Origin of the sequence: Rhizobium leguminosarum (assembly GCF_004123835.1) — a bacterium.
GTDB lineage: Bacteria > Pseudomonadota > Alphaproteobacteria > Rhizobiales > Rhizobiaceae > Rhizobium > Rhizobium leguminosarum_M.
Genome location: NZ_MZMU01000018.1, coordinates 40,201 through 61,969 on the forward strand (window position 1 = coordinate 40,201; position 21,769 = coordinate 61,969).

The following is a 21,769-nucleotide window of genomic DNA, read 5'->3' on the forward strand; positions in this document are numbered from 1 at the left end:
AGTGCAGCGACAGGAAGCGCTAAGACGGCCGGGGGGAGCCTTTCTCTCGGCCAAGGGGATCCACAAGCGGTTCGGCGCGCTGGTGGTGCTGGAGAATCTGGATTTTTCCATGGGCGATGGCGAGGCGATCGGCATTGTCGGGCCGAACGGCGCTGGCAAGACGACCCTGCTCAGCGTGCTCGCCGGCGCCTTCCCGCCGAATGAGGGAAGCATCACCTTCGACGGCGTCGACGTCACGCGCCGGACGGCGGCGGAACGCTGCCGCTCCGGGCTCGTCCGGACCCATCAGATTCCCAAACCCTTCGGCGGCATGACGACCTTCGAAAATGTCTTCGTCGCCGCATCGCACGGCAATGCCGCAAGCCGCGACGAGGCCTATGAGCGCGTGGTCGATTCACTTTCACTCTGCGGCATGCTTGGCGTGGCCAACCGCCCCGCCGACACGCTCGGCCTGCTGGACCGCAAACGCCTGGAGCTTGCCCGTGCGCTTGCCACGCAGCCAAGGCTGATGCTGCTCGACGAGATCGGCGGCGGCCTGACCGATGGCGAGGCAAGCGAACTGGTGGAGACCATCCTGGAACTGCGCCGCCGCGGCATCGGCATCGTCTGGATCGAGCATATCGTTCATATCCTCCTGCAGGTGGCGGAGCGGGTGATCTGCATGGACGCCGGCAGGATCATCGCCGATGGCGAACCGAAAATGGTCATGAGCGATGCGGAGGTGGTCAAGGCCTATCTCGGAGGGACACCCACATGAGCCTTCTCTCCATCCGCGACCTAGACGTCCGCCACGGCCTGCTCCAGGCGGTGCGCGGCGTCAGTTTCGATCTTGCCAAGGGCGAGGTGCTGGCGCTGGTCGGCGCAAATGGCGCCGGCAAGACGACGCTGCTGCGATCGATCGCCGGCGCCCATTTGCCATCCTCCGGCCGCGTCCTTCTCAACGACGAAGATCTGGCCGCCGTCCCCTCCCACAAGCGGATCGCCAAGGGCATCGCCCTGGTGCCGGAAGGCCGGCGCCTGTTTTCGCAGATGACGGTGGAGGAAAACCTGCTTCTCGGAAAGAGCTCCGGCCGCAAGGGCGAGTGGAGCATCGATCGCGTCCTCGACGCCTTTCCGAACCTGAAGCCCCGCCGTCACGCCAAGACAGGACATCTCTCGGGCGGAGAACAGCAGGCGACCGCCATCGGCCGGGCGCTGATGAGCAATCCCGATATTCTTCTCCTGGACGAGGTCTCGCTCGGGCTTTCGCCTCTGGTCGTCGATCGCGTCTACGCCCAGTTGCAGGCGCTGCTCACCTCGGGAACGACCATCGTGCTCGTCGAGCAGGATCTCGCCCGCGCCATGAGCGTGGCAAGCCGTGTCATCTGCATGCTCGAGGGGCGCATCGTCCTCGACAGGCCGGCGGCGGCCGTCACGCGCGAGCACGTCACCCAGGCCTATTTCGGATTGCACAGGGCAGCCGGCGAAAGGAGCGTATCGTGATCAATACCCTGCTCCAGGGCATTCTGCTCGGCGGCTACTACGCGGTTATCGCCTGCGGACTGTCCTTCATGTTCTCGGTCATGCGGATCATCAATCTCGCGCATGGCAGCCTGGCGGTCGCAGCCGCCTACGGGTTGTGGCTGCTGGCCGCCAAAGCCGGCATTCCACCCTTCGCCGGTCTGCTGATCGTGCTGCCGGTCATGGCGGCGGCCGGCTGGCTGTTGCAGCGCTTCATTCTGGAACGCAGCGCCCGCGGCGGCACGCTGCTGCCGATCCTGACGACCTTCGGCCTGTCGATCGTCATCGACAACCTGCTGTTCGAGCAGTTCGGCGCCGACACCCGGTCGCTTGCGCCCTTCATCGGCAACCTGTCCTATGCATCCTGGCAACTGCCGGGCCACATCTTCGTCGGCAAGCTAGCCGTCCTGATGATGGTGACGGCAGTCCTTATTCTCGGCGGGCTGCAGTTCTTCCTGAGCCGCTTTGCCCTCGGCCGCGCCATCCGCGCCACGGCTGAAGATCCCGATACGGCAGGACTGGTCGGGATCGATGCCCGCAGGGTAAACGCCGTCGCCACTGCGATCACCATGGTCACGGTCGGCATCGCCGGTGCTTTTCTCGGGATGCGGGCGACCTTCAGCCCCTATGCCGGCGGCCCGCAGCTTCTCTTCGCCTTCGAGGCGGCCGTCATCGGCGGAGCGGGATCGCTATGGGGCACCCTTGCCGGCGGTATCGTTCTCGGTCTTGCCCAATCGCTCGGTGCGCAGTTGCATCCGCAAGGCTTCCTGATCGGCGGCCATGCCGTGTTCCTGCTGGTGCTTTTCATTCGGCTGTCCGGGTTCGGCATGCCGGTTCTCGACAAATTTGGCGCCTCCCTGCGCGCCCGCCTCCGGAGCCCGACATGAGCCCCAACGCGGCCCCCAACACGACCTTCGCCTCCAACGGAATATCGATAGAGCGCTGGACGGCATCGTCGCGAGTGGCGCTTAACTCCATGGCCGCGGTACTCGTCCTGCTGATGTTTGCCCCCACTGTCCTCGGCGCCGGCGCGATCGACCGGATGACGGTCCTGTTCATCTACGTGATCCTTGCCGCCATGTGGAACGCGCTTGCCGGTTTCGGTGGGCTCGTCTCGGTCGGTCAGCAGGTGTTCTTCGGCCTCGGCGCTTATTTCACCATCCGGCTTGCGGATGCGGGGCTCAATCCCTTCGTCGCGCTCTTTGCCGCCGCGGTCGTGACCGGCGCGCTGTCGATCCCGCTTTCGCTGTTCATGCTGCGCCTGAAGGGTGGCGAGTTCGCGATCGGCATGTGGGTCGTAGCCACACTCGCCCATCTGCTCGTCAACCTCGACGGCCTGATCCAGGGGGAAACGGGAACCTCGCTGATCTCGCTCAACGTCTATGACAGCGGCACGCGGCGGGCGACGATCTACTGGCTCGCCTTGACGGCCATGGCCGCACTGCTCGGCGCTCTCTTCATGCTCATGCGCAGCCGCGCAGGCGCTGCGATGCAGGCGATCCGCGACAATGAGGAGGCGGCGACCTCGGTCGGCGTGCGGGTGATCGCAACGAAGAGGCTGCTCTTCGTGCTCGCCGCCTTCGGCATCGCCGTCGCCGGAGGCCTGTGGCTGGCGACCGCCACGACCTTTCAGCCGAAGACCTATTTCAGTGTCCAATGGACGGCCTATATGATCTTCATGGTGCTGGTCGGCGGGATCGGCAAGTTCGAAGGCGCGATCCTCGGCGCCATCCTGTTCTTCGTGATCGAGACCTTCTTCGGTTCAGCCGGCGTCTGGTACCTGATCGGCCTCGGCGCCACCGCCGTGATCTTCTCGCTCTACCTGCCGCGCGGCCTTTGGGGCGAAATCGAGCGCCGCTTCGATTTTCAACTTCTGCCGGTCGGCTATCGGTTGAAATTGCCCGGTCCGCATAAAATCAAATGGGAAGAATGAGCCGGCTTGCATCCGGATTCTATCGCGAAAGGTGAGGTTCATGCTTTTTGGTAAAACAATCCTGGTGACCGGCGTGGCTTCCGGCATCGGCGCCCGCACGGCGGAATTGGCCGGCCAGATGGGTGCCGAGGTCATCGGCGTCGATGTGCGCGAGCCGGTGGGGGGAAGTGTCGCCTTCATCAAGGGCGATCTGTCCACGGCATCAGGCGTTGCCGAGATCGTCGCGCAGCTTCCGGCGCGCCTCGATGCGCTCGCCAATGTCGCCGGCCTTTCCGGCAACACCGGCGTCGTCTCGACGCTCGCCGTCAATTTCTACGGGCTTCGCGCCCTGTCCGAAGCCGTGGCACCCCGCCTGCGTGAAGGCGGCGCCATCGTCAACGTCGCCTCGATCGCCGGCTACGGCTGGCGCGCCAATCTCGAGCGGGCAAAATCCTTGACCGCCATCGAAGGCTTTCCCGAAGTGGCGGCGGTCGTCGCCGAACACGGTCTCAAGGACGAGGAAGGCTACCCGCTCTCCAAGGAGCTGCTGCTGCTCTGGACCATGCGCGCCGCCCACCAGCCATTGTTCAAAAACCGCGGCATCCGGATGAACGCGGTCAGCCCCGGGCCGGTGGAAACGCCGATCCTCAAGCAGTTCCGCGCCGTTCTCGGCGACGCCAGGGTCGACAGCGACATCACCCGCGTCGGCCGCGCCGGCACCTCCGCCGATATTGCGCCCGCCGTGCTCTTTCTCTGCTCGGATGGCGCGCGCTGGATCAACGGCGCCAATCTTGCCGTCGACGGCGGCCTCGAAGCTTCCCTCAACGCCGAAGTCCTCGGCTTCTAGTTCTTGTCCCAAGGAGACCTCCGATGAATATTTCCCTCCTCATCAACGGTGCAGACCGCGCAGCCTCCGGCGGCCGGACCTATGATCGCATCGATCCCTTCACCGAGAAGCTCGCAAGCCGCGCCGCCGCGGCAAGCCTGGAAGATGCCGCCGCGGCCGTTAATGCCGCCGCCGCCGCCTTCGGCGCCTGGTCGAAGACCGGCCCCGGCCAGCGCCGCGCGATCCTGATGAAGGCCGCCGACATCATGGATTCCAAGGTGGGCGAGTTTACCCAGTTGATGATCGAGGAAACGGGCGCTACCGCGCCCTGGGCCGGCTTCAATGTCATGTTCGCCGCCAATATCCTGCGCGAGGCAGGCGCCATGACGACGCAGATATCAGGCGAAATCATCCCTTCCGACAAACCCGGCACGCTCGCCATGGGCGTTCGCCAAGCTGTGGGCGTCTGCCTGGCGATTGCCCCCTGGAACGCGCCGGTCATCCTCGCCACCCGCGCCATCGCCATGCCGATCGCCTGCGGCAATACCGTCGTCCTCAAGGCCTCGGAACAATGCCCCGGCACGCACCGGCTGATCGCCACCGCGCTGACTGAAGCCGGCCTGCCCGCCGGTGTCGTCAATGTCATCACCAACGCGCCGGAGGATGCGCCTGACATCGTCGCGGCGCTGATTTCCCATCCGGCCGTCAAGCGCGTGAATTTCACCGGATCGACCAAGGTCGGCAAGATCATCGCCGAGACCTGCGGCAGGCATCTCAAACCCGCCCTCCTTGAACTCGGCGGCAAGGCGCCGCTTGTTATTCTCGACGATGCCGATATCGACGGTGCCGTCAACGCTGCCATTTTCGGCGCCTTCATGAATCAGGGCCAGATCTGCATGTCGACGGAACGCATCATCGTCGACGAGACGATCGCCGATCAGTTCGTCGCCAAACTGGCCGCCCGCGCCAGCCAGCTGCCGGCCGGCGATCCGCGTGGCCACGTTGTTCTCGGTTCGCTGATCAGCCTCGACGCAGCGAAGAAAATGGATGAGCTGATCGCCGATGCGACCGCCAAGGGTGCAAAGCTCGTGGCCGGCGGCAAGCGCTCCGGCACCGTGGTCGAGGCGACGCTGCTCGATCACGTCACGCCCGAGATGCGCGTCTATGCGGAAGAATCCTTCGGCCCGGTCAAGCCGATCATTCGCGTCTCCGGCGAGGAAGAAGCAATCCGCATCGCCAACGACAGCGAATACGGCCTGTCCTCCGCCGTCTTCAGCCGGAATGTCCAGCGGGCAATGGCGGTTGCGGCGCGGATCGAATCCGGCATCTGCCACATCAATGGCCCCACCGTGCACGATGAGGCGCAAATGCCCTTCGGCGGCGTCAAGGGCAGCGGCTACGGCCGCTTCGGCGGCAAGGCGGCAATCGCCGAATTCACCGACCTGCGCTGGATCACGGTCGAGGATTCCGCCCAGCACTATCCCTTCTGAGCAGCTTTGACAGTCATCACCGTGCCACGACGCCATTGCGGTCGTGGCACGGCCTATGCACCGCGCTTAGGAAGATGCTTCAGCGCTTCGATATGGCGTGGGCGGCGCCCGCCACTGCGATCGATCCGAGTTCAGCTCTCCAGCCATTGGGCGATAAGCTTGGCTGCCGCTCGCTTGCGGCCCACACGAATGTCGGCGGCGTCGATGTCGAAATCCAGGCCGTTTTTCTCGCGCACCTGTCTCAGCCATGTCGGAAAGGCATGAAGATTTCCGCGCCCAAGCACAGGGAAACCGAGATCGTTCCGGTAGGCCTTTTTCTCGCTTTCCGAGAACTCTCCGCGCTCGATGGTGCGCGCGTTCAGTTCCCACTGCCAGTCCGGGTTCGGCCGTATCTGCAATCGCACGACGTTCCTGGCGATCAACGGATGACCTTCGGTGCCGCGCAGCGGTATCGCAATATGGATTTCCCAGTCCTCGTCGTCGCCAAATGGCAGGCCCAGCTTTTGCGCCAGGGCGACGGATTCGGTGGCATTGCGGCGCGCAAGCTCGATGTCCTTGAGCTGCCGCGCCAGCGAGCGGAAACGCTCCTCGTCAGGCTCGATATCCGGCAGGACTGTCTCGATATAGCGGTGCAACATCGCCCGCTGCTCGAGCGCCGCATTAGATCATATTTGCCCTCAATCATATCGGCAACAAGCTCGCCGCGGGTCGCCTTGTTGAGCAGGCAGATAAACACCATGCCCCAGAAGCTGAGATTGGTGACATCGTAGAGGTCTTCGCCATAACGTCGGTCGTGCCGATAACCCAGATGCCGGAAAACCTCAAGAATGCGCACCGCCTCATCGGCAAAGGGAACAAACTTTGCCTTCTTGTCGCGCTGGGCGGGCATCGTCGTATAATTGCCGACCTGCGCGATGAGCTTGAGCCGCGCCTTCAGCGCCTTGGCCGAAATCGTCTCGCCGCTCGGCAAGGCGCCGGTATCGTCAAAACCGAACACGAACAGCAGCTTGTGCCGCCGCGACATCGAGATGACGCCGCCAAGATCGAGAAACGGCAGCATCCGCCGATAGGCCTCGAGCAGCACCGGCATTTCCCTGTCTCCGACCAAGGGTGCGCCGCCGGCAACCCGCATGAAATGGAAATAGAAATCGATTTGCTCGTTCGGATCAATCAGCCCGGAAACTTTGGTCGCCAGAGGCCCGATACGATGATGATTGGCAGGCCAAAATTTCCCCTGGCGCCGATCGGCAAAGGCTTCGTTCTCGTCGGCGATGAATGTCTGCAACAGCTTTGCGTCGGTGTCTGTCATGGCGTGTCCCTAATCCCTCGTCGTAAAGCCGTCGGTTGCCTACCGCTGACGGCGCAACTCCGCCTTAAGGATCAGGAGATCGGAAAACCGTTGCGACCGGCTTCATCGCGTTTCAATTCATGAAGGCAGATCGGACGATTGATGTACTGCTTGGCATCATTCCGACCGGACTCTATCGGTGGTCGCGTTGATTCAATAGCAACAGGAAGCTCGTGGAAGGAAAGACTCAGCTTCCTTTACTTCGAGTGCCAATTTCATTGCTTTCGTACACATGAACATATGCGGCTTCTCCAAATCGACAAATACCCCGAACTCCTCAGCGTATATCTGCCCCACTTGCAATTCACCATGTGCAAGCAGGAGGCGTTTTGAACGTCGGCTTTCCCTTCTCGTCCGGCTTGTCGTAGGTGCATTCACACTGCCGATTACGATGCCCAAGGTGGTTTTGGGGTCCATATCAGCTGAGTCGCGCCACCCGTAAAACAGGGATCAATCAAACCGTCTAACCCACTTGATCGATTCTTCAAGAGCATCCAAAGGTGGGGCGCATCGATCAGAGGGCGCTGATGATCGTCGAAACGTATGGGTTTCAAGATCCGGGCAACGCGCTGATATGCTTTTGGTACCATTCCTCGATTGATGTCGCCCAATTCTGGTCTATCGCCTGCTTGGATCATGACGCCGCCATCATAAGAGTAGATCGGGCACGAAGCACCCAGCTCATCGGCAAGCCTTGATTGTCCGCCCAGGTCGTTTACCAAACCATTATCGATGAATGTCAACCAATTGACCGTCCGTATCGCCTTTTTCCGCAAGCGGTTCATGCGAACGTACCAGCGCGACTGCTCGGGCACGTCGAGGCCCGGAAACCTCTTGGCAATCGGAAAGGCAAGTAGGCGGTCGGCGAGCCCTTGGCGTCCTTCGTTGAACAGGATCGACAGACCAGCCGCACCGTATGCAGGTTTCAATTTCTCGCACCAACCTTGAACGAGCGAACGATATTGGTCATAGCCGACTTTTTCGGCCCAACTGGCTGGCAGGTAGATGCCGATGCGGGAAAATTCCCGCATTTCGGTTTCGCCAATCGCTTCGGCGTAATAGATGGTCGGATCGTCGAGATCGCCGCCTTCGGGATAACCAAACAACGAAGCCTCGAAACCATCATCGTTTTTCACGTTGTCAGGAGTGCGCGCACGTTCCCGAATGTAGCTGTCGTAGTCGATCTTGCTCAGCGAATGCAGCCGGCGACCGTCATGCGGAATATAATGCGTCAGCTTGTCATCGAATATCTGTTTGTACTCAAGTATGACATCCGTCATCTTCTCACGGATTTCGAGGCTCGTGGCCTTCTGTAGCGCGAAATCGATATAGTGCCCGAAGCGCAACATCGGAACACCGCGCTCGGACGCGATCCCCACTCCGTCGAGAAAACTCCAGTCGCGCGCATTGACCCAGCTAGTCAAACCTTCGAAGCCACCTCCGCGTTTCTTCGATCTTGTCGTATGGTTCCGGTAGGACAAAAAGGCCTCGCCGATAATCCTCGAAACGAACGGGCTTCAGGACTTTCGCGACGCGGCGATAATCGTCGAGAACCAGACCGCGGTTGACATCGCCCAGTTGCGGCTCGCTGCCTGCCTGTATAATCAGGCCGCCGTCGATCCCGTGGATCGGGCAAGTCTCCCCGAGTTCTTCAGCAAGGGCGCCCTGCCCTCCCAGCTTCCCGACAATCTCTTCGTTGATGACGGTCAGCCAGTTGATCGACTTGATCTGACGGCCATCGCCGAGATCCGATTCTACTTCGAAATGAAGCGGATCGGAAAAATCCAATCCAGGGAAACGTTTGAGCGGGGGCAGAACGGTCTCTGCGACAGTATTGCTTCCGGCAAAAACCCCATGCTCGAACAAAAGACTATAGCCCGCGCTGCCATGAAGTAGCTCGACCGATGACGCCCACCGCTTCGTAAGATCGAGCAAAATACCGTAGCCGCGTTCTGCCACAAAGGACGCCGGAAAATAGGCGCAGATCATCGACCTTCCAAGCGGGCTCATGGGATCGGGGCCGGCACACTTGAAAGAAATGCTTAAGGGCGTCGGCTCATCGACAACTTTCTTGCCAGGATATCCGAACACCATTGCGTCCATGGGTTCGGATGAACTCAGCTCCCGCGCGATATTTTCATAATAGTCCAGGTAATCGCTGCCTGTGATTTTCGTCAGGCGGCTCGTATTCAGCTTGAGAAAATGCGACAACGTATCCGTAAACAGCGCATGATATTGACGGAGCATGTCGCAGAGTATCAGTCTGGTTCGGCTTTCACTTCCGCCCAGAAAGAACAGCTCCACCGCAAAACCGATGCGTGTCTCCACAAAACCATGGCCATTGGCAAATGAGAAGCCGTCGATCTGAGCGGCGAGTTCCTTGGTTAAATGCATTGCGTCACTCAAGGAAATACCCTCACTGCGTTGCAAGCGTTGTTGCTGTTCCGAGTCCCAAGGCTCCTAGCGCGACCGCGCCGCATGGCTCCAGAATCGCGCAAGCGACAGCGCCGATACCTGCCGCTGTTACGCCGAGCGCAACACCAGCCTTTTGCCAGTTACTCATACCTTCCTCCTGGGGAGCTGTTACAGGTTGAGTTTGCTGCTGATTATCGTCACAGTGGCAATCTTTTTCCACCGTAATTATCTGAAGCGACTTTCCACGCGAGGCCGCGATCCTGTCGTAGCGTTGCCGCTGGTTTCCACGAAATCGGTCACCCACGAACTTCATCTCAATGAATTCGACTGGCTGGCCACCGGCGACCTTGATGATATCGAGGCGTGAGCCGGGAACCCCCATCCTTGTCATGGGTGTTCCATCTGGATGGGTAAGCATGTTTCCCGCCGGATCGAAACTGATCTCCGAATAAAGACCCGCTTGAGGGGTCTTGGGCATCCCCTTGATTGCCGTGTCAACGCAGACCTGCTTTTCAGCCTTGCAACTACAAGCGATATTGCAAAGCAGATCGGCAGTAGTCTTATCAGTCCCCGTAAGCGCACCCGTAAAATATCCACCGGCCGAGATCGTGTTGCCTTTGTTCAGCAGCATGCGGTCCGTCAGGCGGGTGACGTTGCGGCCTTCCATGAACACGTTGGGCGACCACGACAGCCAAGTGGCGCGGTGAAGATTGACGCCGGAGATCACGCCGCCGCCCACACCCGGTTCATCGCCGAAGGAGCGATAGAATTCCGAGCCTTTGATCCCGTTCATGGCTCCACCGTGAGAAAACACGGTGCGGGTGCCTTTTGCGAGATCGCGCGCATAGGCGATGTTCGTATAGGGCACCGGCTTGGCCGGGCTTTTGCATACATCCGGCAGGGTGGATCGCACCCAGCCGTCCGAGTGCTTGTGGCATAAAGTGAGACCGTTGATCGAAATCGTTTCTCTCATGCCGCTTCTCCTTGCCCGTTGAAGGCCTCCATCACCGCGACCAGCCGCGGCCCCTGCCGCAGGGCGGTTGAAACGATCGAGATAGTCCCGACTGCCGCATTTAACGCATCGTCCGACGGGCTCTTCTCATGCGTCGGCGCCAGTGCAATGGCGGCCATGATAAGGCTGTTTGCCGCCCCGCAATCACCCGTCTGGCCGATCGGCGTTTCGATATCGGCCAGAAGCGCATCCGGCACACGTGCGCCGGACAAGGCAAAACCGATATCCTCCGATCTCCAGCGTTCGCCATTGAGATCGGCAAGAAAGCGGTCTGGTATGTAGGTTTCGAAAGCCTGCCGCAGAGGCTTTGCCATTCCTCGCCCGATAACGCCTTGTGGCGAGGAAAGGCTCTCCCGCTCATAACCGGTGAAGACGGCTTTGATCGTCCCTAATGCACAACCGGGTTCTTCCGGTTCAGGCGCCCCTAGCATGAACAATACCGCAGCTTCGCCCGGTATCAGCCCATGCGGGTTTTCCCGGTGATGGAGCCGGCCATCCATGATTAGAAGATCCAGCAATTCGGCATCCATGTGGCTGTCCAATGCCCCAACGACCAGGCTCGCCACTTCTCCGGCTCCGACTTGCTGCCATGCTTTTGCGACTTCATAGAGTGCAATGGTGTTGCCGTCCGCGAGAAATTCGATGTCCTGAAACAGCGACGGGTAGCTATCCCGGATCCAGTTTCGCAACTGGCTGCTCAGTTTGTGCGACACCAGCCAAGCCGGGAGCACAAGCCGAAGAGCCATGGGGCCAGCGATGGGAGAATGTGAGACGAAGTCTTCGACGGCTCCGGCAAACAACCTTTGAAGCCGCAGTTCATAATTCCGTATCTTGTCGAACGGCATCACGCAGGACAGGATGATAGGATTTCCATCCGGCCCAACAGGCCCCTTGGGTGACTTCAGAAAATTGCGCTGGCGCGCGTGGTAGGAGCGACCTGCGGCCTCCAGCCCCTGCCCGAGCGGGCAGTTCAAACCGATGCCGACAATGCCGGCGCCAGCCGTCATGAAAACACCCCGGCCATCTGCTTGACGTGAATCCGTGATTTGGAAACCGCCATGTCGCCTGCCTCGCAGGGGATCGCAACGTTCCAAACCATTTCGAGCGTCTTTTCCGTGCCATTCACGGAAACGGAGATCAGCCGCGGACGGGCCTCGATCCTGTCACGCCCCATCCAGGTGGTACTCTCGATGATGACCTGCGGCAGGCGGAACTGGTACTCCCCGCTCGGATGGAGGCCGAACATACGCACCGTCTCCCCTCCCTTCAGATCGAAGATCTGATCCTCGGGGGCGGCCTGAAAAAAATCGGCAGAGAAATCCGCAGGCAGCAAGGGCGCCTCGTATTTCCGCCAGTCATCGTCATACGTTCCAGCATGGCCGGCGCGCGGCATCCAGACCGGCTGAAGCGAACCGAAGCCGACGGGATCCGGAAGCGCACCCTCGCCGATCGGCTTGTCCGGGTTCTCAACCAGCGGCAATTCAATCTCGGAGCCGGAGAGAAGTCGCGGCCATTTCGCGGTCCAGCCCTTGCCGATCGGGTTTGCCAAATGCGCCGGCCCATCCGGATCAATCAGGTCGGGGCCGCCGAGGCTGTTGCGCCAGCTCAAGCGGCAAGGACTGAACATCTCATAACCGTCGAGCTTCAAGGCGTCGCCCTGCATGCGAAGCCGTCGCGCACCGAATGCCACGGCACGCTTGGTATAGCCGGCGAGTTCAAAGCCCACGTGAACCTTGTTGACCGATCGTTCCTCCGGCGCGGTAATCTCGCCATCCACGAGGAAATCGACACGCGGTCGAAACGGAGAGAAATCTGACTCGCTTATGAGTTCTTCCGCCCGGTCGTCGGCATATTCTGGGCTTAAGCGAATATCGCCCTGGTTCTCGGAAATCCGGCTGAACCCGTTTTCGATTATAGCAAACCGGGCGCGTACGGCCATGACCCAGTGCTCGAGGCCGCCCTTGTCGCGAACGAAGTAACCCATCGCCGCGAATGGCGTGCGGTTGTCAATCTCCCACATGGACCGCCGCCTCAGTTCAGATCAATCGTGGCTGCTTCGAGACTGATATTGCGTTCAGCTACTTGGGAAATATTAACCCCTTGCACGGTCACCCGGCCGTCCGACCGCAGTGTCAGCGATGACTTGCCGTTCCTGATCGTCATTTCCCCCGTCGCCTGATCGATCTCGATCAACGCCACCAGGGCCATCAGCTTCGTCCACGCATCGGCATCACCAGATATCTGGCGCGATGCGAACCTCATCCTGTCGGGTATCTCGTTCATGCTGTGATATCCTGCTTGTCAAGTTGAAGGAATGTGTAGTGCAATCGGCTTAGAATGGACCGGCTGATCAGCAGGTCGGCATGTCCATCGAATTCCGCATTGTTTTCGGCATCGCATACCACCGGCCCGTTCAGACTTTCAGATCGAACTTGTTGGTCGCGGCGGCGTAAGCCCGCAGCAGTTTTGCCAAGGTTTCGTCGAACGGAACCGGCAGCGCATTTTGGAAGCGGCAAAGCGGCGTGGCGTTGAACAGGGGATAATCCAGCGGCGGCAGATCGAGGCCACGTTGCTGGCGGAGCCGGCATGCGGCTAGCAGTTCGACTGGGAAGAACCACAATTCTTCTTCGTTGACGACGTCGTAGTCATCCGTCCCGCATCCCGATGCATGGAAGTCCGCAGCTTTTGCCAATGCCTCGCCGAATATACGGGGTCGCGGATCGAAGAGCGTTTCGAGCAATGGGGAAAATTCACCCAATTCTCCGTCATCCGGCTCCAGATCGTAGGTCTCGTCGCTCTCCCGCCACGCCTTGTAGAGTTTGACTGAAAGCCATGGCAGATATTGCGGCAGACTTTTCCACCCGACGGCGCCGTTACCGTCGGTCTGTGCGTCCCACCGGTCGAAAATCGTCTCGGCCAGGCGGTTTGCATGGCTCAGCCAACCAAGCGCCAGCATGGTGGAAACGTCAGTGAACGGCCGCATTGGAAATTTGTAGCCGGCCGGATCGTCCGATTCCATGACCGCATGCGCACATTCGTAGTGCCAGAACCGGTAAATGCCGGACCTCGCAATTTCGTCGGCAGGATAGAGGGCTTCGTTGAGGCTCTTGTCCATCGCCATCCGCATATGCCAGCTTGCGATGGAACCGAGCGCATCCGGAACCAGCTTCTTTTCGCTCTTCCCGTCACGAACGAATGGCTCGATCGTTTCAGAAAGCGGTTCGTCGTAGAGAATTTCCTTGTTGAAGGAATCCGCGACCCAGTCCCGGATGTCGCGCTTCTCTTGATTCAGATTTGCTTTAATCGTCTGCTCGACCGATGGCATTTTTCAATCTCTTACAAAATTTTGCTGTCAAAACATGTCTATTGTATCGAGGCGGGAGGCCCCGTTGATGGTGGCGTTTCCGCCGCCTTTTCTGCGGCGCGACGCTCAGCCCGTCTGGTTCTTTTCTTTTCCTTCTTATCACGCCATGCCTTGAACGCCTTGTCGTCTCTTTTCCAGGGTTCGACACCGTCCTCTACGATCCGGCCGTCATCGGTTTTCTTGAGCTTGACCTTGTTATAGGTCGCCGACTCGCCCGCATTCAACCGCTTCAGCAGGGAACCGGCATAAGTTCGGTCCTCCTTGCTCATATTCTGATAAGGTTTTGCCCCACGTCTCATGGCATCGAGGCGTGACTTGACGAAATGCTCCCCGCCCAGGAGCTCCTCGCCATACATACTATAATCGCCGCGGGTCGACGTCTTGATTTCGTTGAACGTCAGCGGATCGTCCTTGATATTGTCGATGCCGTTTCCGGAATCGTTCTGCAGCGCACGGCCGCCACGCGTGTCCTTGTAGAAATTTTCTCCATCCTGGCCGTTGGTCCTAGCTTCCTTGCCGCTTTGCTGCTGTTTCGCCTTCTTGGCGGCCGCATCGTCGGCAACCTCGGCTGGACCCTGTTTTGGGTCGGGAACGGTCGATCCTTGGTTATCCGATCCCAAAATGCGCCGCTCCGCTTCACTCAAGTCGGAATTTTTGACATCGCCGAGTTCGAAGGCCTTGCCGGGACGATCCTTTCGGATGAGCGAAACAGCGAATTTTTCACCACGCTTGATGGCCGTCAGTCCGACCCGCGCGGCGACCGCGCCGGCACCCGCAGTAACGGCGGCGACGGCAGCGATAACGGCACTTTCAAGAACCGCGAATGCCAGGTCGATGCCGAACTTGCAAAGAGCGACCTTCCATTGGCCGTTCAGGCAAAGCTGCTTGATTTCATCATAGGTCTTCTTGGCGTAACCGACGATCTGGTCCTTCAAGGTGTTCCAGTCGCGCAGAAAGCGTTTCCGCGCTTCGGCCCGCTTCGCTTCGCTCAGGTGTTCGGCGCGCAGTTTGGCCGTTTCGTCGGCCATTGCGTCCCCATCGAACATTAAATTGCGTTCGAACCATTCGCCGACGGCGAAATAGTTGTCGAGAAGCCCGCCGCCCCAGCCCAGAGCGGCGTCATTAGCCATATTGTTGATCTTGTTCAGGACACCCGACGTCTCCTTGATGAGATCGGATACTGCGGCCTTGATCTTTTCGACCGCCTCGCGCTGCTGCTCTGCGCCATAAACGCCGGCGATCACGCCGAGGAAATGGACCTGCGCGGCATATTGGCCAGCAACATCCATGGCATGCGCCACGCACTGGTTGTCGGCGGTATATTCGCTGTTCGGCCGTACGTCCGGCGCAAGATGCGGTGCCGCCATCGTCAAGGCCGCCAGCTATAGAGGAAATGCGATGCGGCGAAAGATGTGACGGTCGTGTCCTGGTAGTCGAGTATGTTCCCTAAGGAGCTTGCCCCCGACGTCAATGCGAGGTTGGAGAGTGTATCCACTGACATTCGGAGGGCGGAAGCGTCCCCGCCATGGAGAGCGATCGCCTTTTGCGCCAGTTCCAACACGTCCGGGAGCGAACTTTTCGAGCCCGCCTCGACGCTGAAGGGATCGTCAGATCGATCGACAGAGAGAGACGCGAAGAACTTCTCGCGATAGATATCTCTGACAGACTTTCTGTCGTCCTCTCGCTCGACGAATTCGCCGTCTTCGTAAAGGCGCATGTCTTCACCTCAATTGATATCGATGCGGCCGGACTTAAGGACGATACTCTTTTCGGATTCGATCTCGATAATGCCTTCTTCCTTAAGAGTTATGCGCGACTTTCCGCAGACGATTTCGAACTGCTTTCCCACCACGATTGTCTTGTTCTGCCCGACCTCCTCATAGGCGCCCATGAGGACCGACTTGTTCTCGATGCCGCCGACCGTCAGCTGATAGCCGCCGCCGACCATGATAGTTTTTGCACCGCCGACGACCTCGGACGACGAGATCATGACCGTCTCGGATTTGTTCTTGCCCACGCCGACGATCATGTTTCCGTCGCCCATTGTGGCTTCGGACAGGGAACCGAGCTTATCCGTGAAGGCGCCGAGTTTGCTGGTCAGAAGGTCTCCCACCGAGCTGCGCAGCACGCCGAGGGCGGCGGTGACGCCTTTTTGAAGAATGTTCGGGCCGACCATCAGCGTCATGTTGCCGCCGATCACCTCATGATGGTTGTTTCCCACCTCGATCGTCTTGTTGTGCCCTATCGATTCTGCCTGGTTGTTGTCGATGCGCTTGGAACGGGAATTCTCCACATGGATGCGGTGATCCCGCTGCGCATGCATGTAGATTTCTTCCCGACCGTTCTCGTCCTCGAAGCTCATCTCGTTGAAACCGGTGCCCTTATGGGTTTGGGTTCGGAATGTACTCTTGGTCTTATTCGCCGGCAGCGTATAAGGCACCGCATTGGCGGGATTGGGCACCACGCCTGTCACCAGCGGCCGGTCGGGGTCGCCGTCGACGAAGGCGACCATCACCTCCATGCCGATGCGCGGAATGATCTGCCCGCCCCAGGTCGAACCTGCCCAGCTCTGCGCCACGCGCACCCAGCAGGTGTCGGAACCGTCCTTCTTGGCCTTGCGATCCCAGGGGAACCACAGTTTGATACGCCCGTACTGGTCGGGATGGATCTCCTCGCCGGAAGGGCCGGCGACGATCGCCACCTGAGTGCCCTCGATCCGCGGCCGTTTCGTGTCGCGATGCGGCGTCATCGCCACCCGCGACGGCACCGCCTCGAATGTGTTCGTGTATTCCGGCTCGTTGCTGTTGGTTTCGTAGGAACGATCGACGACGGTATGCACCGCCTTGACCACCACATGTTCCTCATAGGCGTGATCTGGATGGGCGACTTCATAGGGGGTGAAGCGGCGCCCTACCTCCAGGATGCGGGATGTGGAACCGCCGAATACGCGGTCGTGATCTGCTTCGGAGGCCTGCATCCTGAGTTTTTCCGCCCGCTCCGCCTCGGCGACGGAAGAAATGCGCGCCGGATATTCGTAAAGCTCGCGCTTGGTCGCTTCCGGCATCTGCACCAGCGACGGGGTCATGGTGCCTGGCACCATGCGCGGCGTTTCGAAATTCCAGTCGGCGCCCGCGCGCTGGCCCGGCACATAGGAATAGCGCCGGCTCCACTCGTTGATATGGTTGCGGTCGGACGAGCCCTGTGCCAGGCGAACCCGCCCCTCACCCTGCGCCGAGGGCGACGGGCCGAGCCAGGATCTGGCGCCGTCGGCCACATGCAGCTTGTGTTTGCCGTCCTCATGGGAGAACCAGTAGAACAAGCCGTCTTCCTCGAAGCGGCGGGTGAGATAGGCAAGGTCCGTTTCGTTCCACTGCACCGAATAATGCTGCGGCGGTGGTGGCGTGACCACGCCTGAGGTATCCGGCGCCGGGATGCCGTGCTCGGAAAACAGCGCCTCGACGATATCGACCGAGGTCTTATCCATCCAGATGCGGCAGTCGGAACGGCGCGACAGCAGCCACATCTGCGGCCTGAGCACCATGGAATAAGACCGCAGGCCGCGGGTGATGGGCGGCCCCTCGTTGAGTTCGGTCACCAGGCCGTTGAACGGCCGGCGCACGGCGCCTTCGCCATCGCCCTGTTGCACCTCGACGGAGACATCCATCAGCCGGCCGATCAGTTCCTCCGGCTTGACGGATGGCTTCTTGGCGCGGGCCGAAAGTCTGATTTCAAAGAGCGAGGAAATACCTTCCTCGATCGTCACCCGCTCCGGAAGAAGCTGGTCTTCGCCCAGCGGCGAGACGATTCTGAGGATTCGGCTCGCCTGGATGAAGTCCGCGGCGGACGACATATCGTTCATCGATGAGGACCTCTCAGCCTACGGCAGCGGCGGACGCTTCCGAGAAGCGTTTCAAAAAGCCGTCGACGAGGGTACGCCGATCGAAATAATGTAAGAGTTCCAGCCGGTTGTTGTTGCCGTTGAAATAGGCGGCAGCCATCGGCCGCTCTCCGGTCTTCTGGATGAAGGTGACCGCGGGATTGCCGTACAGCAAACGGGTCGGTGCCGGATCCTCGCCATAGATGGGAAGGAAATTCAGCGTGACCGACGCTTTGTAATGCTCCAGCGCCTTCGCCGTGAAGATGTTCTTCTTGCCGAGATAGCGGTGCATGACCGTCGTGCGGCCGTTCGGGCGGGTCGTCAGCTGCGTTCCCGATTCGAAGAATTCCGAAAGCAATTCCCGCGCTCCGGGCGAACCCTGCAGCTTGCGGCCCTTGAAATAGACGTCTTCGCCGATGGCGAGTGTATAGACGCTGCGCATCACCTGAAGATGGCTGGTCCCGACGCCCTTGACGCCTTTGATCTTGAAGCTGGGCGCGACCATGCCGAAGACGCTTTCGTCGAACACTTCCTCGACGATGAGATGGTAGTTCGTCAGTTTCACATTATCGATGGCCAATCCGCTCATGGGAAGACTTCCTTCAAGCCCGCGACGACGATGGAGCGAACAGGCGCCGCAACGATGCGGCGCCCATTCCTGTCGGATATCAGGCAGCCTTGGTGGTCGCGAGATCGTAAGAGGCGATCATCGGCGACTGCGGCGAGTGCTTGTCGTCGTACGGCGTGTACTTCACTTCCATCTTGGTGAAGTTCAGCTTGATCGTCTCGACCGGGCGGTCGCCGTTGGAATCGATCGAGTAGCTGGCGATTAGCGTGTTCTCGAGGGAATACTCGATGTAGGTGTCGCCGGGATTGCCCGTGGTGACGAGATGGATGACGGAGCGCTTGCCGGTGCGGCCCGAGCAGGCCTCCTGGAAAAGCTTGGTCGACGAGGAGTCGCTGACCTTGGTGAGGATTACTTCCGAAACGGTCGGCTCGGAAGCTTCACGGTTTGCCGCCGAACCGGCGGAGGTGTTCATGTTGCGGGCGACGTTCCAGTGGATGGCTTCGATGTCCATCCACTTGCGATGCTGCTCGTGGGTCGCATCCCCCTGGATACCGTCGATCTGAAGATAAATCGGCATGCTGTCAGCTCTCCTATTGGCGGTTGAGTGCCTAGTTGCGTCTAAGGCGTAGTTGCCTTTCTTCTTCCTGCTCCCCGAGTGCGCTTGCGGCTCGGGGTTACTTCATCCGACAACCGGTTTTCCCCCGGCGTGTCGAATTCCTGCGGGGCGGCCTCTTCGGCATTCAGGCCGAAGCCTTGGCCGTTGTAACCGATCGTGATCCCCATAATTTTTTTCCCGGCCGCGACGGCATCGAGGAAAAACGTCGAAAGAACGGGCAGAAGGTCGCGCGCGATCATGACCTCGATCGCGCGGGCGCCCATCTCGCTGGTGCGGGCGCGCGAAATCAGCGCGTCACGGGCTTCCGGTGATAGTGAAAGCGTGGTCCCGTAGGTGGCGCCGACCCGCTCGCGGATACGGCCGATCTGGATATCGACGATGCCCGAGAGGGTCTCGTTACCAAGCGGCATGAAGGGCAGCACGGTCGTGCGGCCAAGGAAGGCCGGCTTGAAATGCTTCTGCAATTCCGGCGCCAGCAGCACTTCGAGCGCGTCGGCCTCCGGCATCGTGTCGGGATCGGCGGCAAGTGTCGCGATCATCTCCGAACCGGTATTCGCCGTCATGACGATGGTGGTGTTCTTGAAGTCGATGTCCCGGCCTTCGCCGTCGCGCAGCGTTCCCTTGTCGAACACCTGATAGAAGATTTCCTGGACACCCGGATGCGCCTTGTCGATCTCGTCGAGCAGCAGTACCCCATAGGGCCTGCGCCTCACCGCTTCGGTGAGCACGCCGCCTTCGCCGTAGCCGACATAACCGGGAGGCGAGCCGAGGAGCATGGAAATCTTATGCTCCTCCTTGAACTCGGACATGTTGATGGTCGTGAGGTACCGGCTGCCGCCATACAGCATATCGGCGAGCGAAAGCGCGGTTTCGGTCTTGCCGGTGCCGGACATGCCGACCAGCAGGAAGACAGCCGGCGGCCGGCGCGGATCGGAAAGCCCGGCGCGGGCGGCCCGCATCGCCGAAGCGATCCGCTCGATCGCCGCGTCCTGGCCAAGCACCCTCTCCTTCAGGCGGGCATCGAGCGTCTTGACCGTCTCGATCTGGTCCGACAGCAGCTTGCCGACGGGTATTCCGGTCCAGCGGGCAACAACGGCGGCAACGATTTCCTTGTCGACGACGCGCGGCAGGAGCGGCGTTTGGTCCGCCACTGTCGCCAGGCTCCGTTCCGTGACAGCAAGTGCAGCGCGTGCGCTTTCCGCCGTCATCGCCTGCGACGGGAAAGGTGCCACATTCGTGCCGTCGCCGGTCTTGTCGGCTGGCGCCAGCGGGACGACGGCGTCGTCGGGCGAGAAGAACTCCTCCAGCCGGTCGGCCTCCCGGACAAGCCGGTTTTCCTCGTCGAATTTCGACCGCAACGCCTCGATCTCGAAAACGATCTCCTGCTGCTTGCCTGCGATTTCGCCGAGCCGGGCGCGCTTTTCCGGCGTCTCCGGTTCGCGTGCGAGCCAGTTCGCCTCGGTTTCCAGAAGATCGCGCTCGTCGGCGAGCAGCTTCAGCGCCTCCGGCGTCGTCTGGCGCGCCAGCGCTACCGCAGCAGCTGCCGTATCGATCAGGCTGATCGCCTTGTCGGGAAGCTGCCGGTCCGGCAGATATCTCGCCGAAAGCCTAACGGCGGCGACGATCGCCTCGTCGCGGATGCGGACCTTGTGATGGGTTTTCAGGCCTTCCGCCACGCCGCGCAGCATCCGGATTGCGGCTTCTTCGTCCGGCTCGCGAACATGCACGGTCTGAAAGCGGCGGGTGAGGGCGGCATCCTTTTCGATGAAGCGTTTGTATTCGCCCCAGGTCGTCGCCGCGATCGTCCGCAGTTCCCCGCGCGCCAAAGCGGGTTTCAGGATATTGGCGGCATCGCCCTGCCCTGCCTGTCCGCCGGCGCCGATCAGCCCATGCGCCTCGTCTATGAACAGAATGATCGGCTCCGGCGACGTCTTCACCGCATCGACCACGCCATGCAGCCGCCGTTCAAACTCGCCTTTGACGCCGGCCCCGGCCTGCAGCAAGCTCAGGTCCAAGAGCAGCAGCTTCACGTCCTTCAACCGGGCCGGCACGTTGCCGGCGGCGATCTCCAGCGCCAGTGCTTCCGCCACCGCGGTCTTGCCGACACCCGCCTCGCCGACGAGAATCGGATTGTTCTGCCGCCGGCGCATCAGGATATCGATCAACTGCCGCAATTCGCGATCGCGACCGATGACCGGGTCGGTTCGGCCCGCACGGGCGTCCGCGGTCATGTCGTGGGTGTAGAGCCGCAGGAATTCATTGTCCCCCGAGAAGTTCGCAGACGAGGCGGCCGGCATGGACAGCTCGCCCGACGGGCCTGGCGCCGCCGTCTCCAGCAACTTGTCGAGGGTCGCCCTGTCGAGATTGCGCATCGACGGGGCAATGCCGCGCGTCACCGCCCGCAATGCCGGCTCGTTGATCAGTGCGGCAAGCAGATCGGCCAAAAGCACGACAGTGCGCCCGCACTGCAGCGATGCAACCAGAAAAGATTCCCGCCCCAGGGCAAGCAAGTTCGGGGAGAGCGCAAGCGAGGCGCCATCCTCCCGCGGGATGTCGGCGATCGCCGCGTCGAGCTCCATTCTCAGCATCTCGGAGGAGAGCTTGAGCTCTTCGAAAACGGCAGAAAACCCTGCGATATCAAGAAGGGAGCGAAGCCAATGGGCGATATCCACGACGGCATGCTGATGCCGTACGGCGAGCGAAGCCGCTGTCTCAAGACCGACACGTAAATTGGGCTCAAGCGTTCTTATCAGACGATTGAGATCGATATGGGACATCCGCAAGTCCTGTCTTTACGTCGAAATTCAGTAAGCTCTCCCGATGCGAAGAAACAACTAGGGC

General features: G+C 60.6%; 21 protein-coding genes. 7 read left to right on the top strand and 14 right to left on the bottom strand.

Features of this window, described 5'->3' with window-relative positions; all coding sequences use genetic code 11:
* The first annotated feature begins 1 nt into the window (after window position 1).
* The 6 genes from B5P46_RS24945 to B5P46_RS24970 are packed head-to-tail and all read left to right on the top strand — an operon-like array spanning window position 2 to window position 5,728.
* The gene (locus B5P46_RS24945) at window positions 2-757 is read left to right on the top strand and encodes an ABC transporter ATP-binding protein (protein WP_206735398.1); all 756 of its coding nucleotides are present in this window, start codon (window positions 2-4) and stop codon (window positions 755-757) included.
* Window positions 754-1,482 (top strand): ABC transporter ATP-binding protein, encoded by a 729-nt coding sequence (locus B5P46_RS24950; protein WP_129421071.1) that lies wholly within the window; start codon window positions 754-756, stop codon window positions 1,480-1,482. The genes B5P46_RS24945 and B5P46_RS24950 overlap by 4 nt, the downstream gene beginning before the upstream one ends.
* Window positions 1,479-2,387 carry a branched-chain amino acid ABC transporter permease gene (locus B5P46_RS24955; protein ID WP_129421072.1) on the top strand — a complete coding sequence of 303 codons (909 nt, stop codon included), beginning with the start codon at window positions 1,479-1,481 and terminating at the stop codon, window positions 2,385-2,387. Before B5P46_RS24950 ends, B5P46_RS24955 begins: the two co-directional genes overlap by 4 nt.
* Window positions 2,384-3,433: a branched-chain amino acid ABC transporter permease gene (locus B5P46_RS24960; protein WP_129421073.1), complete on the top strand. Its 1,050-nt coding sequence runs from the start codon at window positions 2,384-2,386 to the stop codon at window positions 3,431-3,433. The genes B5P46_RS24955 and B5P46_RS24960 overlap by 4 nt, the downstream gene beginning before the upstream one ends.
* 40 nt (window positions 3,434-3,473) lie before the next feature.
* Window positions 3,474-4,259 (top strand): coniferyl-alcohol dehydrogenase, encoded by a 786-nt coding sequence (locus B5P46_RS24965; protein WP_129421074.1) that lies wholly within the window; start codon window positions 3,474-3,476, stop codon window positions 4,257-4,259.
* A gap of 23 nt (window positions 4,260-4,282) precedes the next feature.
* Window positions 4,283-5,728 (top strand): aldehyde dehydrogenase, encoded by a 1,446-nt coding sequence (locus B5P46_RS24970; RefSeq protein ID WP_129421075.1) that lies wholly within the window; start codon window positions 4,283-4,285, stop codon window positions 5,726-5,728.
* Window positions 5,729-5,859: 131 nt separating this feature from the next.
* On the opposite strand, the gene B5P46_RS35115 is transcribed toward B5P46_RS24970, so the two are convergent.
* A complete protein-coding gene (locus tag B5P46_RS35115) occupies window positions 5,860-6,366 on the bottom strand; it encodes a hypothetical protein (RefSeq protein ID WP_245456260.1) in 507 nt (168 codons plus the stop codon).
* 170 nt (window positions 6,367-6,536) lie between these two features.
* Between B5P46_RS35115 and B5P46_RS35120 the strand changes: the two genes are divergently transcribed.
* On the top strand, window positions 6,537-7,160 hold the full coding sequence (locus tag B5P46_RS35120) for a hypothetical protein (protein ID WP_245456262.1): 624 nt from the start codon (window positions 6,537-6,539) through the stop codon (window positions 7,158-7,160).
* 302 nt (window positions 7,161-7,462) lie between these two features.
* Here B5P46_RS35120 and B5P46_RS24980 read toward each other — a convergent pair whose 3' ends face one another.
* The 13 genes from B5P46_RS24980 to tssH form a co-directional block, all read right to left on the bottom strand.
* The gene (locus B5P46_RS24980; RefSeq protein WP_129421076.1) at window positions 7,463-8,500 is read right to left on the bottom strand and encodes a type VI immunity family protein; all 1,038 of its coding nucleotides are present in this window, start codon (window positions 8,498-8,500) and stop codon (window positions 7,463-7,465) included.
* On the bottom strand, window positions 8,493-9,482 hold the full coding sequence (locus tag B5P46_RS34715) for a type VI immunity family protein (protein WP_206735399.1): 990 nt from the start codon (window positions 9,480-9,482) through the stop codon (window positions 8,493-8,495). The genes B5P46_RS24980 and B5P46_RS34715 overlap by 8 nt, the downstream gene beginning before the upstream one ends.
* A 10-nt stretch (window positions 9,483-9,492) precedes the next feature.
* A complete protein-coding gene (locus tag B5P46_RS24990) occupies window positions 9,493-10,464 on the bottom strand; it encodes a PAAR-like domain-containing protein (RefSeq protein WP_129421077.1) in 972 nt (323 codons plus the stop codon).
* On the bottom strand, window positions 10,461-11,510 hold the full coding sequence (locus tag B5P46_RS24995) for a hypothetical protein (protein WP_129421078.1): 1,050 nt from the start codon (window positions 11,508-11,510) through the stop codon (window positions 10,461-10,463). The genes B5P46_RS24990 and B5P46_RS24995 overlap by 4 nt, the downstream gene beginning before the upstream one ends.
* Window positions 11,507-12,523 (bottom strand): DUF2169 family type VI secretion system accessory protein, encoded by a 1,017-nt coding sequence (locus B5P46_RS25000; RefSeq protein WP_129421079.1) that lies wholly within the window; start codon window positions 12,521-12,523, stop codon window positions 11,507-11,509. Before B5P46_RS25000 ends, B5P46_RS24995 begins: the two co-directional genes overlap by 4 nt.
* An 11-nt stretch (window positions 12,524-12,534) precedes the next feature.
* The gene (locus B5P46_RS25005; RefSeq protein ID WP_129421080.1) at window positions 12,535-12,786 is read right to left on the bottom strand and encodes a hypothetical protein; all 252 of its coding nucleotides are present in this window, start codon (window positions 12,784-12,786) and stop codon (window positions 12,535-12,537) included.
* Between the two features lie 130 nt (window positions 12,787-12,916).
* Complete coding sequence (locus tag B5P46_RS25010) at window positions 12,917-13,828, bottom strand: hypothetical protein (RefSeq protein WP_129421081.1); 912 nt, start codon at window positions 13,826-13,828, stop codon at window positions 12,917-12,919.
* Between the two features lie 38 nt (window positions 13,829-13,866).
* Window positions 13,867-15,234 carry a hypothetical protein gene (locus B5P46_RS25015; protein ID WP_129421082.1) on the bottom strand — a complete coding sequence of 456 codons (1,368 nt, stop codon included), beginning with the start codon at window positions 15,232-15,234 and terminating at the stop codon, window positions 13,867-13,869.
* Between the two features lie 2 nt (window positions 15,235-15,236).
* Window positions 15,237-15,584: a hypothetical protein gene (locus B5P46_RS25020; protein ID WP_129421083.1), complete on the bottom strand. Its 348-nt coding sequence runs from the start codon at window positions 15,582-15,584 to the stop codon at window positions 15,237-15,239.
* 9 nt (window positions 15,585-15,593) lie between these two features.
* Window positions 15,594-17,726, bottom strand: a complete 2,133-nt coding sequence (gene tssI / locus B5P46_RS25025; protein ID WP_129421084.1) for a type VI secretion system tip protein TssI/VgrG — start codon at window positions 17,724-17,726, stop codon at window positions 15,594-15,596.
* Window positions 17,727-17,739: 13 nt separating this feature from the next.
* Window positions 17,740-18,333 (bottom strand): hypothetical protein, encoded by a 594-nt coding sequence (locus tag B5P46_RS25030; protein ID WP_105008874.1) that lies wholly within the window; start codon window positions 18,331-18,333, stop codon window positions 17,740-17,742.
* A 79-nt stretch (window positions 18,334-18,412) separates the two neighbouring features.
* Window positions 18,413-18,889, bottom strand: a complete 477-nt coding sequence (locus B5P46_RS25035) for an Hcp family type VI secretion system effector (protein ID WP_003575677.1) — start codon at window positions 18,887-18,889, stop codon at window positions 18,413-18,415.
* A 41-nt stretch (window positions 18,890-18,930) separates the two neighbouring features.
* Window positions 18,931-21,705: a type VI secretion system ATPase TssH gene (gene tssH / locus B5P46_RS25040; RefSeq protein ID WP_129421085.1), complete on the bottom strand. Its 2,775-nt coding sequence runs from the start codon at window positions 21,703-21,705 to the stop codon at window positions 18,931-18,933.
* Window positions 21,706-21,769: the final 64 nt, after the last annotated feature.

What these genes read in the sequence shown, in the direction of transcription:
- B5P46_RS24960 (WP_129421073.1), top strand. Translation starts at nt 2,384, where the DNA reads ATGAGCCCCAACGCGGCCCCCAACACGACCTTCGCCTCCAACGGAATA.
- tssH (WP_129421085.1), bottom strand. Translation starts at nt 21,705, where the DNA reads ATGTCCCATATCGATCTCAATCGTCTGATAAGAACGCTTGAGCCCAAT.
- B5P46_RS25015 (WP_129421082.1), bottom strand. Translation starts at nt 15,234, where the DNA reads ATGGCGGCACCGCATCTTGCGCCGGACGTACGGCCGAACAGCGAATAT.
- B5P46_RS35115 (WP_245456260.1), bottom strand. Translation starts at nt 6,366, where the DNA reads ATGTTGCACCGCTATATCGAGACAGTCCTGCCGGATATCGAGCCTGAC.
- B5P46_RS25005 (WP_129421080.1), bottom strand. Translation starts at nt 12,786, where the DNA reads ATGAACGAGATACCCGACAGGATGAGGTTCGCATCGCGCCAGATATCT.
- B5P46_RS24995 (WP_129421078.1), bottom strand. Translation starts at nt 11,510, where the DNA reads ATGACGGCTGGCGCCGGCATTGTCGGCATCGGTTTGAACTGCCCGCTC.
- B5P46_RS24970 (WP_129421075.1), top strand. Translation starts at nt 4,283, where the DNA reads ATGAATATTTCCCTCCTCATCAACGGTGCAGACCGCGCAGCCTCCGGC.
- B5P46_RS24950 (WP_129421071.1), top strand. Translation starts at nt 754, where the DNA reads ATGAGCCTTCTCTCCATCCGCGACCTAGACGTCCGCCACGGCCTGCTC.
- B5P46_RS35120 (WP_245456262.1), top strand. Translation starts at nt 6,537, where the DNA reads ATGCCGGAAAACCTCAAGAATGCGCACCGCCTCATCGGCAAAGGGAAC.
- B5P46_RS25020 (WP_129421083.1), bottom strand. Translation starts at nt 15,584, where the DNA reads ATGCGCCTTTACGAAGACGGCGAATTCGTCGAGCGAGAGGACGACAGA.
- B5P46_RS25010 (WP_129421081.1), bottom strand. Translation starts at nt 13,828, where the DNA reads ATGCCATCGGTCGAGCAGACGATTAAAGCAAATCTGAATCAAGAGAAG.
- B5P46_RS24990 (WP_129421077.1), bottom strand. Translation starts at nt 10,464, where the DNA reads ATGAGAGAAACGATTTCGATCAACGGTCTCACTTTATGCCACAAGCAC.
- B5P46_RS24965 (WP_129421074.1), top strand. Translation starts at nt 3,474, where the DNA reads ATGCTTTTTGGTAAAACAATCCTGGTGACCGGCGTGGCTTCCGGCATC.
- B5P46_RS25030 (WP_105008874.1), bottom strand. Translation starts at nt 18,333, where the DNA reads ATGAGCGGATTGGCCATCGATAATGTGAAACTGACGAACTACCATCTC.
- B5P46_RS25035 (WP_003575677.1), bottom strand. Translation starts at nt 18,889, where the DNA reads ATGCCGATTTATCTTCAGATCGACGGTATCCAGGGGGATGCGACCCAC.
- tssI (WP_129421084.1), bottom strand. Translation starts at nt 17,726, where the DNA reads ATGAACGATATGTCGTCCGCCGCGGACTTCATCCAGGCGAGCCGAATC.
- B5P46_RS25000 (WP_129421079.1), bottom strand. Translation starts at nt 12,523, where the DNA reads ATGTGGGAGATTGACAACCGCACGCCATTCGCGGCGATGGGTTACTTC.